Origin of the sequence: Bacillus sp. FSL K6-2431, from assembly GCF_038005165.1 — a bacterium.
In the GTDB taxonomy this organism is placed as follows: Bacteria; Bacillota; Bacilli; order Bacillales; family Bacillaceae; genus Bacillus; species Bacillus pumilus.
In genome coordinates this window covers 3,149,869-3,165,915 of record NZ_JBBOSQ010000001.1, presented here as the reverse complement: position 1 = coordinate 3,165,915, position 16,047 = coordinate 3,149,869, and the positions used below count along the sequence as shown (strand labels likewise).

The 16,047-nt window shown below is 42.9% G+C and carries 15 protein-coding genes and 1 other annotated feature; of the genes, 6 read left to right on the top strand and 9 right to left on the bottom strand.

Annotated features, from left to right (window positions below):
- Positions 1 to 9: 9 nt before the first annotated feature.
- The gene (gene ezrA / locus MHH40_RS16005; protein ID WP_050943560.1) at positions 10 to 1,713 is read right to left on the bottom strand and encodes a septation ring formation regulator EzrA; all 1,704 of its coding nucleotides are present in this window, start codon (positions 1,711 to 1,713) and stop codon (positions 10 to 12) included.
- 340 nt (positions 1,714 to 2,053) lie between these two features.
- On the opposite strand from ezrA, the gene hisJ reads away from it, so the two are divergent.
- Positions 2,054 to 2,869 carry a histidinol-phosphatase HisJ gene (gene hisJ, locus MHH40_RS16000; protein ID WP_340901310.1) on the top strand — a complete coding sequence of 272 codons (816 nt, stop codon included), beginning with the start codon at positions 2,054 to 2,056 and terminating at the stop codon, positions 2,867 to 2,869.
- On the opposite strand, the gene refZ is transcribed toward hisJ, so the two are convergent.
- Complete coding sequence (gene refZ, locus MHH40_RS15995) at positions 2,839 to 3,504, bottom strand: forespore capture DNA-binding protein RefZ (RefSeq protein WP_113387241.1); 666 nt, start codon at positions 3,502 to 3,504, stop codon at positions 2,839 to 2,841. The genes hisJ and refZ overlap by 31 nt on opposite strands.
- Before the next feature lie 126 nt (positions 3,505 to 3,630).
- On the opposite strand from refZ, the gene MHH40_RS15990 reads away from it, so the two are divergent.
- Positions 3,631 to 4,128 carry a GAF domain-containing protein gene (locus MHH40_RS15990; protein WP_212046215.1) on the top strand — a complete coding sequence of 166 codons (498 nt, stop codon included), beginning with the start codon at positions 3,631 to 3,633 and terminating at the stop codon, positions 4,126 to 4,128.
- A gap of 297 nt (positions 4,129 to 4,425) precedes the next feature.
- Positions 4,426 to 5,028: a 30S ribosomal protein S4 gene (gene rpsD / locus MHH40_RS15985; RefSeq protein WP_012010904.1), complete on the top strand. Its 603-nt coding sequence runs from the start codon at positions 4,426 to 4,428 to the stop codon at positions 5,026 to 5,028.
- Between the two features lie 181 nt (positions 5,029 to 5,209).
- Here the strand turns inward: rpsD and MHH40_RS15980 are convergent, their stop codons facing one another.
- From MHH40_RS15980 to acsA, 6 genes are all read right to left on the bottom strand, one after another.
- A complete protein-coding gene (locus MHH40_RS15980) occupies positions 5,210 to 6,676 on the bottom strand; it encodes a BclA C-terminal domain-containing protein (protein WP_340901308.1) in 1,467 nt (488 codons plus the stop codon).
- A 294-nt stretch (positions 6,677 to 6,970) separates the two neighbouring features.
- Complete coding sequence (locus MHH40_RS15975) at positions 6,971 to 7,534, bottom strand: cysteine hydrolase family protein (protein ID WP_113387243.1); 564 nt, start codon at positions 7,532 to 7,534, stop codon at positions 6,971 to 6,973.
- A 71-nt stretch (positions 7,535 to 7,605) separates the two neighbouring features.
- A complete protein-coding gene (locus MHH40_RS15970) occupies positions 7,606 to 7,815 on the bottom strand; it encodes a hypothetical protein (RefSeq protein ID WP_340901307.1) in 210 nt (69 codons plus the stop codon).
- Positions 7,816 to 7,913: 98 nt separating this feature from the next.
- Positions 7,914 to 8,492 carry an esterase/lipase family protein gene (locus MHH40_RS15965; RefSeq protein WP_374726556.1) on the bottom strand — a complete coding sequence of 193 codons (579 nt, stop codon included), beginning with the start codon at positions 8,490 to 8,492 and terminating at the stop codon, positions 7,914 to 7,916.
- Between the two features lie 319 nt (positions 8,493 to 8,811).
- Positions 8,812 to 10,080 carry a tyrosine--tRNA ligase gene (gene tyrS / locus MHH40_RS15960; protein ID WP_106065767.1) on the bottom strand — a complete coding sequence of 423 codons (1,269 nt, stop codon included), beginning with the start codon at positions 10,078 to 10,080 and terminating at the stop codon, positions 8,812 to 8,814.
- A 53-nt stretch (positions 10,081 to 10,133) separates the two neighbouring features.
- Positions 10,134 to 10,372, bottom strand: a binding site (T-box leader).
- Between the two features lie 58 nt (positions 10,373 to 10,430).
- Entirely contained in the window at positions 10,431 to 12,155 is a 1,725-nt protein-coding gene (gene acsA, locus MHH40_RS15955; protein WP_284906113.1) for an acetate--CoA ligase, read from the bottom strand.
- Positions 12,156 to 12,310: 155 nt separating this feature from the next.
- On the opposite strand from acsA, the gene MHH40_RS15950 reads away from it, so the two are divergent.
- From MHH40_RS15950 to MHH40_RS15940, 3 genes are read left to right on the top strand one after another with little or no spacing between them, the layout of a single operon-like run.
- Positions 12,311 to 12,943, top strand: coding sequence for a GNAT family N-acetyltransferase (locus MHH40_RS15950; protein WP_284906111.1), 633 nt, complete (start codon positions 12,311 to 12,313; stop codon positions 12,941 to 12,943).
- Between the two features lie 39 nt (positions 12,944 to 12,982).
- Entirely contained in the window at positions 12,983 to 13,624 is a 642-nt protein-coding gene (locus tag MHH40_RS15945) for a CBS and ACT domain-containing protein (RefSeq protein WP_003217690.1), read from the top strand.
- Positions 13,621 to 14,781: an acetoin utilization protein AcuC gene (locus MHH40_RS15940; RefSeq protein WP_003217659.1), complete on the top strand. Its 1,161-nt coding sequence runs from the start codon at positions 13,621 to 13,623 to the stop codon at positions 14,779 to 14,781. Before MHH40_RS15945 ends, MHH40_RS15940 begins: the two co-directional genes overlap by 4 nt.
- Before the next feature lie 42 nt (positions 14,782 to 14,823).
- Here the strand turns inward: MHH40_RS15940 and ccpA are convergent, their stop codons facing one another.
- Positions 14,824 to 15,825 (bottom strand): catabolite control protein A, encoded by a 1,002-nt coding sequence (ccpA, locus tag MHH40_RS15935; protein WP_003217727.1) that lies wholly within the window; start codon positions 15,823 to 15,825, stop codon positions 14,824 to 14,826.
- Positions 15,826 to 16,047: the final 222 nt, after the last annotated feature.

Sequence of the window (16,047 nt, the reverse complement as noted above, 5' to 3'; positions counted from 1 at the left end):
TCAGCTTTTTTATTGATGCTGATACTCTTTTTCTTGCTGAGCTAACAGCTTTTGAACAGCTCCGGGTGATGCTTTTTCAACAGCCGCTGCTGCTATATCAAATGATCCGTTGTAATCATAGGCGTAAAATCTTCGTTCAGCCTCTTTCAATTGTTCTGAAAGAATGTGGTTTTGACTTCTAAAGCGATTGCCATATTGAATGATTCGTTCAATTTGATCCACTTTACCAAGTATTTCTTCTGTCTCATCCACAACATTTTTGACTGTGTCAGAAGCATCTTTTAATTGCTGATTTACTGCCGGCATGTTGAGTGGCAGGTTTTCCAGCTGCTCGTGCACTTGATGAATCATCTCCTGCGCTTTTTCAGCCCGCTCTTTCATCTCAGCAGGTACACCTGGAATATTGCTTTTATGCAGCTGGCGTACTGTATCTGTCAGCATGGTTTTGAGCTCAGCCAGTGTTTCTCTCGCTTGTAATTCTTCTTTTCTTAATGATTGGAGATGACCTTTAAATGTGTCATGCAATGCTTTTGCATCCTCGATAAAGGTGTCCAGCTGATTGATTTCATCCATTAATAATGAATATGCCACGTGATCACGATCAAGCTTCTCACGGATTTGTTTCATCAGCTTTTCAATTTCTTCTAAACGTTTTTCAAATGCCTTCTGTTGATCGAGTTCTCCTGCGGTCAGCTTGTAGCTTTCTTTCACAAGAGCCGTTTCTGCCTTTGTTTGTGTGTGATCTTGCTCGAGCTTTTCGAATGCTTCTGTGAGCTCAGGCATTCTGCTTTTAATTTCCTGACCTGCCTCTACTTCCGCCTCTAGCTGATCATACAGCGTCTCAATCGCATCATCAATCATTTGCAGAATGCTTGATGCCTCTTCTAAATTGAGTTCATCAATGAGCAATTTTTCCGCCCTCGCAAGCTGTTTGTTTAAAGTCTCCAGCTCTTTCGTGATCTGGATGTGCTCCAGCTTGTAGCCTTTTTCCGACATTTCTTGATATCCGTCTTTCAGCTTCGTCAGCTGACCTGGTACGGTTTGTTTGCAGTCTGCAATAAGCTTTGGTACATCATTGATATATAGTTGAAGCTGGTCGAGTCTGCGGTCTTGCTCAAGCAAAATCTTTCTTGCTTTCATGTAGTTTCCGTTTTCTGTTTCTTCCTCGTACTGCTTGATCCCTTCCCAGGCCTCATCTAAGTCCTGCTCCATTTTGTCATAAAGGGTGCCATACAAATGGCTGTACGCAAGCAGATTTTTTCGAACCGTTTGATATTGCTCTTTGACCTTTTCAATGTCCTTGCGATTTTGCTCCTCGCTTGTGACAAGGTCTGCTATTTCTTTTAAAATGTCTTCAATGTTCGAATCAGCAGCACTCAGCAAATCCTCAATATGCGTTAGAACCTGCTTAGCTTTGGAGAATCGATATTTATCAGAATACTCTTCTGCGTCATATAATAGCTCCTCTACCTTTGGAAGATGGGCTGTGACGATATCGTCCCACTCTGCACGCCATCTTTCAAAAAACTGCTCTGTTTCTCCGGTCATTTTTAAGTGTTTGATTTTTGAAATTTCTTCTACAATTGATCTGTTTAAAATTTCAATTTTCCATGCTTCCAATCGGTCAATCTCTTTATATATATTTTTTCTGAGGAAATAACCGACTGAAAACAAAGCAAGCAAAATGACAATTAAACCGATGATAAACTCCATAATGAGCCCCCTTGTTGTGATCTAAGTGATGTCAGGGTAAAAGTGTCCCGAGTAGACCTGAGAACCCTTTCGTGTCCGCTTTGCATTTGTCTTTTTATAAACAGGATCGTATGTTTTCCAATACCATCCATTCACGGTTGTATGTATGTTTTTCAAGAAAGTATTTGATCGCTTTCTATCATTTGATCACACGTATCCATGTGACCTGCTTTTATGTATGCGGAAGCTGTCGTTTTCATTGTTATTATGATACCATGTAACCAGCATTTTTGGTCATGATTTTTCATTATTTTCGCTGATAAACATGACGTTTTTCAAAATATCGACAAGAGGTGACGACATGCTGAAGCAAGATGCACATCTACATACACCGTTTTGCCCTCACGGCTCGCTTGATTCTTTTCATTCTTATATTGAAAAAGCCATCAAAAAGGGATTTGATTCCATAACCTTTACCGAGCATGCCCCTCTGCCTCCATCGTTCCATGATCCAACACCAGAGCAGGATAGTGCCATGAAGCTCCAAGAACTTGACTCGTATATAACGAAATTGGATCAGTTGAAACAGGAATACAAAGGCCAATTAATAGTAAAAACTGGGCTTGAGGTTGACTATATCAAAGAGTATGAAGAGGAAACAAGTGCCTTTTTAGACTGCTATGGTCCAGAATTAGACGATAGCATTTTATCTGTTCACTTTCTTCCTGCTGGCGATGATTATATTTGCCTTGATTTTGACGAGCATGCCTTCCAGCAGCTAACAAGCCTCTATGGCAGCATCGAAAAGGTCTATCAAAGCTACTATGACCAAATTCATTCTTCTATTCTATCATCTTTAGGTCGCTATAAGCCAAATAGAATCGGTCATATCACCCTTGTGCAGAAATTCAAACAGCTTTTCCCATTTGAGATGACTTCTGCACTTTGTCAAAAGGTCACCCTTTGTCTTGAAGAAACGGCAAAAAAAGGCATGTCCTTAGATTTTAATACATCAGGTCTTCGTAAAACATATGCCAGAAGTATCTATTTAGATCAATGGATGATTGATCTTGCAAAACAGAAAAAAATTCCGCTCATTTTTGGGTCTGATGCCCATCAAGCGGAAGATCTCGGATATGCTTATGATCAATTCGAAGACATCATGAGTTTTAAATGAGAATCTAATGCCGGCTTTTTTGGTTCTAGTAAATGATGAAGCGAGCGGCTCAGTTCTTTAAAATACGTTTGATAGAAATAAGGCTCATTTGGATTTAAATAAAGCACCTCTGTTAAATATTGCGGCTGTAAATAGGGCATCATGAGTAGTGATTTCAGCTGAATCATAAAAGAGGAGATGGAGAGCTGCTCACAAATCACATGGGTGCTTTTTCCTTTTTCAATGATGAGCTGAAACAAATATTTTTCTTTCGTTAAATAGGTCGACATAATTTCTCTAATGAGCGTCGAATCAATCGTTACCTCTCGATAAACGAAACGGGTTAATTGACGGTGCTCGTGCTGATAAGATAAAATATCAAAAACCACATGTAGTAAGCATTCTTTTGCATGACGAGTTTCCATGTGATGGATATGTGATTCAATCATGTGAATATAGCCTTCATAAAAATCGGATACGAGCTGCTCAAGCAGCCCTCCTTTTCCTTGAAAGTAATAAGAAATGTGGGCAACATTGACGTTTGCTTCCTTCGCAATCTCACGGACAGAGGTTCCAGAAAATCCTTTTTGGTTAAAAAGTCTGATGGCAGCTTCAATAATACGGTCTTTTGTTTGCATGGTTGTTGATGCTTTCATCCGCTCACCCCTCTTCATGTGTACATACTTCAAGATGAAGGCGGAAGTTCCTTTTACAATTGCTCGACAAATCCCACATGTGAGACGCAAGTTATGTATTTTTGAGATAGAAAGTAGGAGATTTTCATGTTTCATGTCGAAAAACAGTCTGGCGATCCATCAAAAGACTATCAATTGCTCGTTAAACAGGTCGAAGCCATTACAGATGGTGAGCCTGATCTAATTGCCAACCTAGCAAATGCGGCGGCGCTATTGTATCATTCACTCCCAGAGGTCAATTGGGCAGGGTTTTATTTGGCTAAAGGCGGCGAGCTTGTGCTCGGACCGTTTAACGGACTGCCTGCATGTGTGCGTATCCCATCTGGAAAAGGCGTTTGCGGTACGGCATTTGCAACAGGTGAAGTCCAGCGTATCGCTGATGTGCACGCATTCCCTGGGCATATCGCATGTGATGCAGCATCACAATCTGAAATTGTCGTTCCGCTCAAGGTAAATGGAGAGATCATTGGGGTGCTCGACATTGACAGTCCCGTGAAAGACCGTTTCAGTGAAGTAGATGAAACCTACTTAATTCAATTTACCGAGGTACTCCAAAAGGCATTATCAGCCTCTACAAATGAGTAATCTTACAAAAAGCAGGCATATTGTCTGCTTTTTTATTTTCTTCGCAGACGCGAAGCATCGCCATTGTCTCTAAATAGGTTGACTTCTCCTATCCAGCGTCATATAATAGAGTTTGTGTGAAATATGGCAGCCTTTTTGTTCGGCTTTTTTGTATCATTTTGTTCCTTCTATATGAAGGTGCATCTTGTAACTCCCTGCTGCTGGAGCGAGGATGCATGAAAACATAATGACGGAAAAGACAAAGAACAGACGGTTTTTATTTTTCACAAATAAAAACAAATAAGGAGGAGTCACATTATGGCTCGCTATACAGGTCCAAGTTGGAAGATTTCCCGCCGTTTAGGCATTTCATTAAGCGGAACAGGTAAGGAACTTGAAAAACGCCCTTACGCTCCAGGCCCACATGGTCCAGGACAACGCAAAAAACTATCTGAATACGGTTTACAATTACAAGAGAAGCAAAAGCTTCGTCACATGTACGGTGTCAACGAACGTCAATTCCGTACACTATTTGACAAAGCTGCTAAACTTCCTGGTAAACAAGGTGAAAACTTCATGATCCTTCTTGAAACTCGCCTTGACAACTTAGTATACCGTCTTGGCCTTGCTCGTACTCGTCGCCAAGCTCGTCAGCTAGTCAACCATGGTCACATCCTTGTTGATGGAAGCCGTGTAGACATCCCATCTTTCTCTGTGAAACCAGGTCAAACGATTGCTCTTCGTGAGAAATCTCAAAACCTTGCAGTTGTGAAAGAATCAGTTGAAGTTAACAGCTTCGTTCCTGAATACCTTACTTTCGATGCTGAAAAGCTTGAAGGAACTTTCACTCGTCTTCCAGAGCGTTCTGAATTAGCGCCTGAAATCAGCGAACAACTAATCGTTGAGTTCTACTCTCGTTAATTTCATGACTCTCCAAAGAGAGATCAAACAAACCCTAGATCCCTTGATTGTTCAAGGTGGTCTAGGGTTTTTTGTTTGCGATTCTCCTATGAACAAATCAATTTAAAACATATATAGAAAACAGACTATACACAAGACGAGCACCAGGCAAAACTTCTAAAAGCATTTCTACACATTTAAGTTAGTCTAATTTTTTAATAATAATAGAGGCATTCACGTTTGTTTGAGTCCCTCCTGCTAGGGTTTGAAGAGTAACTGCTGCTGCGGAAGTATGGTTTACAAGAGTAAGCGTGTCACCCGCTGCTAGAGCGAGGATTGCCTGACCGTTATTCTGTTGAGTACCAGCTCCTGACCCATAAACTGTGTTCGTCACAGGACCTCCATTTACAAATAGGGTAAATTGATTTGGCTCTACGCCAGAAACTGAAAAAGTAACCTCGTAGTTTCCTGGATTGGTGACTATAATTTGAGAAGTCCCAGGGGCATGTGTAATACCAGAAGTAATAATTCCAGTTGAGTCAAAAATCACCGGGGCCTCTAAAGCTACTGTTTCAGCACTTAGATTGTATACATATGCAAATTCAGCTAGCCCTGCTCCTGTGGCTCCTGTGGCTCCCGTATCTCCTGTTGCACCCGTTGGACCGATTGCTCCTGTTGCTCCCGTATCTCCTGTTGGACCGGTTGCTCCTGCGGCTCCCGTTGCTCCTGTTGGACCGGTCGCTCCTGTGGCTCCCGTATCTCCTGTTGGACCGGTTGCTCCTGTTGCACCCGTTGAACCGGTTGCTCCTGTGGCTCCCGTATCTCCTGTTGGACCGGTTGCTCCTGTTGCACCGGTCGCTCCTGTGGCTCCCGTATCTCCTGTTGGACCGGTTGCTCCTGTTGCACCCGTTGAACCGGTTGCTCCTGTGGCTCCCGTTGCACCCGTTGAACCGGTTGCTCCTGTTGCTCCCGTATCTCCCGTTGCACCCGTTGGACCGGTTGCTCCCGTATCTCCTGTTGGACCGGTCGCTCCTGTGGCTCCCGTATCTCCTGTTGGACCGGTTGCTCCTGTTGCACCCGTTGAACCGGTTGCTCCTGTGGCTCCCGTTGCACCCGTTGAACCGGTTGCTCCTGTTGCTCCCGTATCTCCCGTTGCACCCGTTGGACCGGTTGCTCCCGTATCTCCTGTTGGACCGGTCGCTCCTGTGGCTCCCGCGGCTCCTGTTGGACCGGTTGCTCCTGTGGCTCCCGTATCTCCTGTTGGACCGGTTGTTCCTGTGGCTCCTGTTGCACCGGTCGCTCCTGTGGCTCCCGTATCTCCTGTTGCACCTGTTGGACCGGTTGCTCCTGTTGCACCTGTTGAACCGGTTGCTCCTGTGGCTCCCGTTGCACCCGTTGAACCGGTTGCTCCTGTGGCTCCCGTATCTCCCGTTGTACCTGTTGGACCGGTTGCTCCTGTGGCTCCTGCGGCACCCGTTGCTCCCGTTGCTCCTGTGCCCGTGCCCGTTGCTCCTGTTGGACCGGTCGCTCCTGTAGCTCCTCGAATCCCTCGTAATCCCCGTAATCCTCTTCGTCCTACAATTACTTTTGTTTCACAAATAATGCAGCAGTTTGATTTTGATAGTTTCTGTTTACATTTAGGGCATTTTTTATACTTATCACAACCCATCAGTTATTCATCTCCTTTATCATTATTCATATGCCACATCTGTAAATAGGTGTGGATAAGTAAAACGTACAAAGAATAAAGATAAGCGTAGAATAAACACAAATTGCCAGATTATTCTAAAATTCTTTTGATTTTGAAAATTTGATTGTATTTTGCGCTAAATTTGTCTATTGTTTTTTCATAAAAAGCTATTCAAAACCATATAATCTATCATGAAAAAAATCCCCTAGAATTCTAGAGGATTTTTTTGTTCCAAGGTTCTCTCAAGTATTATTAAGCGTATGGCGGTATCTTTTATTTTACCATCCAATTACTAATCAATTGATCTGTTGTCATGACAGTCGCAAATTCATCATGCAGTGTGGCAAGTGAGAGCCGGTGGATCGTCTCGGGGTCAAAATATGTACCGGTATGATCTGTTAGTCCAAAGGCGGCTGTTGCATCTGAGATGAGGTACGTATCAAAGCCAAGGTTTCCGCTCATTCTTGTGGTTGTGGATACGCAGTGCGGTGTTGTGAGCCCTGCAATCACGACCGTGTCAATATGGTTTGATCTTAACTGTTCCTCCAAGTTCGTACCAATGAAACTGCTGTTGACTTTCTTTTGGATCACCGTTTCTTCCTCTAACGGTCTGGCGATATCTTTGAACAGATGTCCTTCATTTGCCGGATGAAACACAGAGTCTGGATTGTCGGATGTATGCTGAATATGAATGACTGTCCAGCCTTTCTCTCTCCAAAACCTCAATAGGCGGCTGATATTCTCCTCTGCCTCTAGATTATTTCGTTCTCCCCATTTTTCATGCTCGAACGCCTTCTGTACATCGACAATGATCAAAGCCTTTTGACTCGTTTGCACAAACGCTCACCTCCAAATATTATTATCCACTACATGTAGTGTAAGGAATGGTGATCCATTTGTACATGCTTTTACTGGTGTTTTACCTGTTTTTGCATCAAAAAAACAAACCACACACTAGTGATGATGTAATAGATACCGATAATCGATGTACAATTAGATAGCACCTCATCTATTTGAACTGATTTGACGAACTTCATCCAAATGAAATAGATGATGAGAAATGAGCATAGAAAATAGAGAAAGTATCTGAAGAAATAATGCTTGAGTTTTTGCGTCATCGTTTTTCCTCCCTTTTCAATATCTCTCTCATCTAGCAGTTGCCATATGTCAGATGACATCAAAAAAGACAGCGGCTTTCGCTGTCTTTTTTTGCTTTTTAATTCGTATTCTGTCCTCCGCCGTTCAGTCCTTCTTTAATATACCCTTTCACTTGGCTTGAGGTTAATAGACCGATATGACCAACGCCATGGATCAGGACGTTTTTTGCGCCAATTAAACGCGAGAGACTGTTGACAACAATCATATCGGCTGAGCTATAGACAGATGTGTAAAGAATTTTTTGATTTGGATCTGTGCCTGGTAGTGCTCTGCTTGAAACAAGTCCGTTTGCTCCACCAATTGTGACGACGTTTTCAATTTTATCACCGCCGTCTAGATTCTTAATATAATATAGCGTGTTCGCTCCGCCCATACTATGACCCACAATATCTACTTTTTTAGCACCCGTTTTGTCTAACACATCTTTGACGAATCTAGATAGACGCGGACCATTGTTGCGGTTATTCCCTGTTTTGTCTATGAAATCGATAGCAAATAATTTGTTACGATCCCAGCCTTGTGTGACCAAGTAACTTTTAATAGAAGCAAAGTTATAAGACGCACCGCCAATGCCATGTACCATCACAACCGGATTGTGCTCAGCCGCTTTGATCTCTTTCGGCTGGATGAAGGCCATTGAACCTATCACTAATGCAAGCGCAACAAGAATTTGCAAACTCTTTTTCTTAAAACAAATCACTTTCATTCCCCCTTATTCATCTTATTCGACTCTATTTTATACAAGAAAAATATGTCATAAAAGTGAACAAGGCACTGTTTGTTGCTCTATTTTATAGAAAATAATTACTGAAAAAGCACCTTTGACTTTCTAAGCGTCAATGCCAAAAGACTAGGCAATGTCTCTATGAGCAGTCTATTAGACTCTTAACTGAGCACCCTCCTCACATTTTGAATAAAAAAAGCAGCCGGTAATCTCAGCCGGCTGCACATCGTTTTTATTTGTAATTCACAAGGAAGTATTTCTTTTTCCCTCTCCTTAAGACGGTAAATTGGTTTTCAATTCTATCTTCAGCTGAAAGGACGTAGTCTTTATCGGTTTGTCTCTCTCCGTTGATGGAAACTGCACCATTTGTGATGTCTTCACGCGCTTGACGTTTTGATGGTGACAGCTTTGATTCCACAAGGACATCGACAAGTGTTAACTCTTCTGTGCTGCTTTTCTCCATTGATGGAACATCTTTAAAGCCTACTTTGACTTCTTCTGCTGAAAGAGATTTAATCTCGCCTTTAAATAGCGCATTTGAGATGTTGACCGCCTGTTCTAGTGATTCACGGCCATGTACAAGTGTCGTCACTTCCTCTGCTAGACGGCGCTGTGCTTCACGTTTTTCAGGTGCTGTTTGCACTTTTTCTTCGTACGATGCGATCTCTTCTTTTGATAAGAACGTAAAGTATTTTAAGTATTTCACGACGTCACGGTCATCTGTGTTGATCCAGAATTGGTAGAACTCATATGGAGACGTTTTTTCTTTATCTAACCAGATGGCGCCGCCTTCTGTTTTACCAAATTTCGTACCGTCTGCTTTCGTGACGAGCGGCATCGTTAAACCGAATGCTTTTGCCCCTTCTGCTTCAGACTTACGGATCAGTTCAAGTCCAGATGTGATATTTCCCCACTGGTCGCTTCCGCCAATTTGCAGCTTACAGTTTTCATTTCTGTAAAGATTTAAGAAGTCTAAAGATTGCAGGATGACGTAGCTAAACTCTGTGTACGAAATGCCTGTCTCAATCCGTGAGCTGACGATATCTTTTGCCAGCATGAAGTTCACACCGAAATTCTTTCCAATATCACGAAGGAACGTGATGACATTCATTTGGCTGATCCAGTCGTAGTTATTCACGATAACGGCTGGATTCTCGCCTGCTTCAAAATCAAGAAATTGAGAGAGCTGTCCTTTGATTTTATCTGACCACTGTTCGACGATTTCTGCTGGGTTTAGTGAACGTTCTGCTTTTTTGAAGCTAGGGTCGCCGATTAGTCCAGTTGCGCCGCCAACAAGAGCAATCGGATGATGGCCTGCTTCCTGGAATCTGCGTAATGTTAAAATTGGCAATAGGTGACCAATGTGTAAGCTGTCCGCTGTTGGGTCAAAACCGGAGTAAAGCTTGATTTTTTCTTCCGATAATAATTTTGTTAAACCTTCTTCATCTGTTTGCTGCTGAATTAATCCTCTGAACGATAACTCTTCCATCAATTGACTCATATCCAATTCTCCTTTTTTTACAATTCAACATAAAAAACGCCCCTTCGAATGAACGAAGGGACGATATATATCGCGGTACCACCCTGCTTAAAAGACAATAAATCACGCCTTTTCACTTACACTGATAACGGATAGATCCGTTCTTTCACTAATCAGGACAGCATACATGCTCCTTTTCGTAAAAGCGGTTCGTGAGGGTAATTCGAATATCTCTTTGTACTGACTCGCACCAGCCGTCAGCTCTCTTGGACAGGGAAAGATGATTCTACTGAATCTCAGTCAAAACCTTTACATATTCAACTAATGTCATTTTAAACATATTTTTGATATCAAGTCAACTGATGAAAAAATTAATCTTCCATTGTCGATAGGTCGCCAGCCGGTAAATTCAGCTCCCACGCCTTTAGCACACGTCTCATAATTTTTCCGCTTCGCGTCTTAGGCAGTTTGTCCTTAAACTCGATTTCTCTCGGTGCCGCATGTGCAGCGAGTCCTTTTTTCACAAACGTACGGATCTCTTCTTTCAGCTCATCTGTCGGCTCATATCCACTTCTAAGCGCAATGAATGCTTTAATAATTTCGCCGCGGACCGGATCTGGTTTTCCAATGACACCAGCCTCTGCAATGGCCGGATGTTCGACCAGTTTGCTTTCCACCTCAAAAGGACCAACCCGCTCTCCTGATGTCATGATCACATCATCGACACGTCCCTGGAACCAAAAGTATCCGTCTTCGTCCATATAAGCTGAATCTCCTGAAACATACCAATCTCCCGGCATAAAGTAAGATTCATATTTTTCAGGATTGTTCCAGATCGTATGCATCATAGACGGCCAGCCTTTTTTGATGGCGAGGTTGCCCATCCGATATGGCGGAAGTTCATTTCCGGCATTATCCACAATCGCAGCTTCTACGCCTGGAATCGGTTTCCCCATTGAACCTGGTTTAATGTCCATGCATGGATAATTACAAATCAGCTGTGCACCGGTTTCCGTCATCCACCAAGTATCATGAATTCGTTTGCCAAATACAGCGTCTCCCCAGCGGATGACTTCTGGATTAAGAGGCTCACCTACACTTAACACATGACGGAGCGATCTGAGATCATATTTTTGAATGAGGTCATCTCCTGCCCCCATTAGCATTCTAAAGGCGGTCGGTGCACTGTACCAAACGGTCACACCTAGTGATTCAATCGTTTCATACCACGTATCAGGGTTAAATCTGCCGCCTAAAATGACATTCGTCGTCCCATTTAACCACGGTGAAAAAATGCCGTACACTGTGCCTGTTACCCAGCCTGGGTCAGCTGTACACCAGTAGACATCGTCTTCTTTCAGATCAAGCACCCATTTACCAGTCTGGTCTTGCTGAACCATTGCGCCATGGACATGCAGCACACCTTTTGGCGTACCTGTCGACCCTGACGTGTAATGAAGCAGAAAGCCGTCTTTTTCATCCATCCATTCGATTTCAAGGTCCTTCGCCGCCTGCGCAAAAGCCTCTTCATAATGGATTGTCCGAACGCCATCGACGTCTTCCTTTTCACCGCCGACAATGATGACAGATTCAAGTTTTGGAAGCTCTGCAAATGGAATTCGTTCAAGCAGATCCGGCGTTGTCACAATGACCTTCGCCTCGCTATTTTCTAAACGGTCTTTGACCGCACCTTCCATAAATGCCTCAAATAACGGGCCAACGATCGCACCAATTTTGACTGCGCCAAGCAGAAGAAAATAGAGCTCAGGTGATCTTGGCATAAAGATAAATACGCGATCCCCTTTTTGCACATGCGCATTTTCTCTGAATAGATTGCCCGCTTTATTTGTGTTGATTTTCATATCTCTGAACGTATACTTTTCATCCCGCTGTGAATCTCTGTAGTGAAGCGCCACCTTGTTCTTACGAAACGAGTCCGCATGTCTGTCAATCGCTTCATAGGCTGCATTTATGTTTCCTGTTTCATACCATGAGAAGTTTTTTCTTGCTTCTTCCCATGAAAATTCTTTGTATGCCTGCTCATAATCATTTAAATGATAGTCCCCTTTTACTGATGGTAGCGTTTCCACTTTCATCAAACAGTCCCCCTTTGCATACGTTTACAATGACTATTATAGTATAGATGACTTTTTTTCTCAATTTTTAAAAAACTTATAGTGAAACCGTTTTAATTCTTGCAAGTTTTAAGATAAAATAGAGACGACTCACTAGAATTTGAGGCGGTGGATACGTGGAGCATCCTAAAACTTATTATTCAAAAATCATTAAGCGAGAAACAGGTACCATCCTGATTGAAGGTCCGGTACCTGCATCAGAGCTTGCGAACTATACGTTTCATGAAGGCCTAACGGCATTTCGCACGCCAGAGGAACAGAAACAAGCACTTGTTGAAATAGCAGACCTTCCAGAAGGACGTATTATCATTGCAAGAGTGGATGAGCTTGTTGTCGGCTATGTCACGTATTTGTATCCTGATCCGCTTGAGCGCTGGTCAGAGGGCAACATGGACAATTTAATCGAGCTTGGCGCGATTGAGGTCGCTCCTCCATTTAGAGGCTGCTCACTTGGTAAGCATTTACTTGATGTGAGCATGATGGATGAGCAAATGGAGAATTATATCGTCATTACAACTGAATATTACTGGCATTGGGATTTAAAGGGGACAAAGAAAAACGTGTGGGAGTACCGCAAGATGATGGAGAAAATGATGAACGCAGGCGGTCTTGTTTGGTTTGCAACAGACGAGCCAGAGATCAGCTCACATCCAGCCAATTGTTTAATGGCCAGAATCGGGAAAAACGTGAGTCCTGATTCGATTGAGCGTTTCGATCGTCTTCGCTTCCATCAACGCTTTATGTATTAACGTTCAATTCGTTTTTTTGGCAAAGGGGATTGGTAAACAATGATGATTGAACAAATTATGGAGCGTGATGTGATCACGCTGCGAAAAACCGATACGATTGAAGAAGCCATAAAAAAAATGAGTGCACATCACATTCGGCATATTCCAATCGTATCTGATCAAGATTCTGTCATTGGGATGGTGACAGATCGAGATATTAAAAATGCCAGTCCAAGTATATTTGAAACAGAAAAAAGGAAGCTCTTTATTCAGCGGCCTGTTGAAGAGATCATGGTATTAGAGACGATTACTGCTCATCCGCTTGATTTCGTTGAAGAGATTTCTAGTGTCTTTTTTGAACACGGAATTGGCTGCCTTCCAGTGGTGAGACGCGGCAAGCTTGTAGGCATTATCACAAAGACTGATTTGCTTCGTACGTTTGTCAGACTGACAGGTGCAGATCAGCCTGGGTCACACTTAGAGGTTGAAGTGGACCAAATGACAGAAGGTCTTGCAGACATTACGACCATTTTAAAAGAGCAGCATATTCAAATGCTGAGTGTGCTTGTGTATCCACATGCAAATGAATCGTCTAAAGTGCTCGTCTTCCGCCTTCAAACCATGCATGCAGATCATGTGACGAAGCTGATTCGTGCAAAAGGCTATAAGGTGCTGTGGCCTATGGAGCAGACGATCAAATGAAGGAAGCGACCTTTGTTTTTTCACCCTCTTTTCAAACGTACCAGTTTCACCAAGACCATCCCTTCAATCAGCTTCGTGTCTACTTAACATATGACCTGCTTCAAAAAATGAAGGCGTTAACAGATGATGAGATCGTCGCACCGCGTATGGCGACCCTCGAGGAATTAAAGCTCGTCCATACAGCCGATTATATTCAAGCTGTGCAGCGGGCTAGTCAAGGAAAGCTCTCTACAGCAGAGGGGGAGCGCTACGGTCTTGGCACGGAGGATACACCGATGTTTGCAGGTATGCATGAGGCAGCTTCTCTCCTTGTTGGCGGGACACTCACAGCCGTTGACCAAGTAATGATGGGACACTCGCAGCATGCACTGAATCTTGGCGGTGGACTTCATCACGGGTTTAAAGGGCGTGCATCTGGCTTCTGTATTTATAATGACAGCTCAGTGGCGATTCAATATATTCAAAAGACATATGGTGCAAGAATTTTATATATTGATACGGATGCCCATCATGGAGATGGTGTACAATTCAGCTTCTATGACGACCCTGAGGTATGTACGGTCTCGATTCATGAAACGGGACGCTATTTGTTCCCTGGAACTGGACAAGTACAGGAAAGAGGTCATGATAAAGGCTATGGCTACGCCTACAATATTCCGCTTGATGCATTTACAGAAGACGAATCGTTCCTTGAAGCATACCGAACAGCAGTGACGGAAATTGCTGCTTTTTTTAAACCAGATGTGATTTTGACGCAAAACGGCGCAGACGCACACTACTATGATCCGTTAACCCATTTATCTGCCACCATGAAAATATATGAGGAAATTCCTAGACTTGCCCATGAATTAGCGCATCAATATTGTGATGGCAAATGGATCGCTGTCGGCGGAGGAGGATATGATATTTGGCGTGTCGTGCCAAGGGCGTGGAGCCGAATTTGGCTTGAAATGAAAGGCATTACACCGCCTAATGAACTGCCTCAGGACTGGGTTCAGGCTTGGCATAAACAATCTCCTGTCACCCTGCCATCCACATGGAGAGACCCTGACGATTTATATCCACCGATCCCAAGAAAAGCAGAAATCACAGAAAAAAATGCTCAAACTGTAGAAAAAGCACTGATGCCCGTTAGAAGAGAAAAGAAAAATGCATAAGAAAAGCAGGCATTCACTGATGTGTAAGCCTGCTTTTTCGTTTTATTTTGTTGATTGTCTTTCTTCAATTCTGTGTGGAAGTTCCACAATTTGGTCATCTACTTGCTCTTTGTTCATCAGCTTTGTCAGCAGTCTCATTGCGACAGCACCAATATCATACGTCGGCTGAACAACAGTTGTCAGCTGAGGACGCACCATGAGAGAAAGTCTCGTGTTATCAAAGCCAATCACTTCTAAATCGTCAGGAATGGATACGCCTCTATCTTGTGCTCCATGAATGACACCTAGCGCCATTTCATCCGTAGCCGCAATAACAGCTGTCGGCTTGTCAGACTGCTCAAGCAAGTGAGCAAGTGATTCAATTCCAGAATCATACGAATAATCGCCTTCAGCGACGAGCGCATCGTCAAATGCGATGCCCGCTTCTTCGAGCGCACGCTTATAGCCTGCAAGCTTTCTCATAGAGTTAATCGGTTCTGACATTGGGCCAGATACGAAGGCAATTCGCTTATGTCCTTTTTCAACTAAAAGCTGAACTGAATCATAAATCGCTTGCTCGTAGTTGATGTTGACAGACGGTGTTTGAGCTTGCTCTTCAACAGATGCAGCAAGAACAATTGGCACAGGAGAGCGCTTAAATTCTTCAACAAGCACATCTGTGATATTTCCACCCATAAAGACAATCCCATCTACTTGTTTACCTAGCATTGTATTTAAAAGATGAAGCTCTTTATCGGTATTTTGATCTGAGTTGCTCAAAATGATGTTGTACTTATACATCGTGGCGATATCTTCAATTCCGCGAGCAAGCTCTGAATAGAAGATACTCGAAATATCAGGGATGATGACTCCCACCGTTGTTGTTTTTTTACTTGCAAGGCCTCGTGCCACCGCATTCGGGCGATAGCCAAGGCGATCAATCGCTTCAAGTACCTTTTTTCTTGTTGTTGGTTTTACATTCGGATTCCCATTCACTACGCGTGATACCGTTGCCATACTTACATTTGCTTCTCTTGCTACATCATATATTGTAACATTATTCACATAAATCACTCCTTCAAATACACTTCATATCTATAGCATTCACCAATTGGATAGAGACATGTCAGATACGAGGAAAATAATATCCTATTTGTCATTAAAACGATGAAAAGAGACACATAATTTTTCAATCTACATCAAAATGACATTCTTTTATGAAATTATACACGTTTTTTCACCATATGAAAACGTTCCCTTTCTTTTTATAACTAAATTAAACAAACT

Bases quoted from the DNA above. Each gene is read 5' to 3' on its own strand.
- ezrA (WP_050943560.1), bottom strand. From the start codon at position 1,713: ATGGAGTTTATCATCGGTTTAATTGTCATTTTGCTTGCTTTGTTTTCA.
- hisJ (WP_340901310.1), top strand. From the start codon at position 2,054: ATGCTGAAGCAAGATGCACATCTACATACACCGTTTTGCCCTCACGGC.
- refZ (WP_113387241.1), bottom strand. From the start codon at position 3,504: ATGAAAGCATCAACAACCATGCAAACAAAAGACCGTATTATTGAAGCT.
- MHH40_RS15990 (WP_212046215.1), top strand. From the start codon at position 3,631: ATGTTTCATGTCGAAAAACAGTCTGGCGATCCATCAAAAGACTATCAA.
- rpsD (WP_012010904.1), top strand. From the start codon at position 4,426: ATGGCTCGCTATACAGGTCCAAGTTGGAAGATTTCCCGCCGTTTAGGC.
- MHH40_RS15980 (WP_340901308.1), bottom strand. From the start codon at position 6,676: ATGGGTTGTGATAAGTATAAAAAATGCCCTAAATGTAAACAGAAACTA.
- MHH40_RS15970 (WP_340901307.1), bottom strand. From the start codon at position 7,815: ATGACGCAAAAACTCAAGCATTATTTCTTCAGATACTTTCTCTATTTT.
- MHH40_RS15965 (WP_374726556.1), bottom strand. From the start codon at position 8,492: ATGGCCTTCATCCAGCCGAAAGAGATCAAAGCGGCTGAGCACAATCCG.
- tyrS (WP_106065767.1), bottom strand. From the start codon at position 10,080: ATGAGTCAATTGATGGAAGAGTTATCGTTCAGAGGATTAATTCAGCAG.
- acsA (WP_284906113.1), bottom strand. From the start codon at position 12,155: ATGAAAGTGGAAACGCTACCATCAGTAAAAGGGGACTATCATTTAAAT.
- MHH40_RS15945 (WP_003217690.1), top strand. From the start codon at position 12,983: ATGATGATTGAACAAATTATGGAGCGTGATGTGATCACGCTGCGAAAA.
- MHH40_RS15940 (WP_003217659.1), top strand. From the start codon at position 13,621: ATGAAGGAAGCGACCTTTGTTTTTTCACCCTCTTTTCAAACGTACCAG.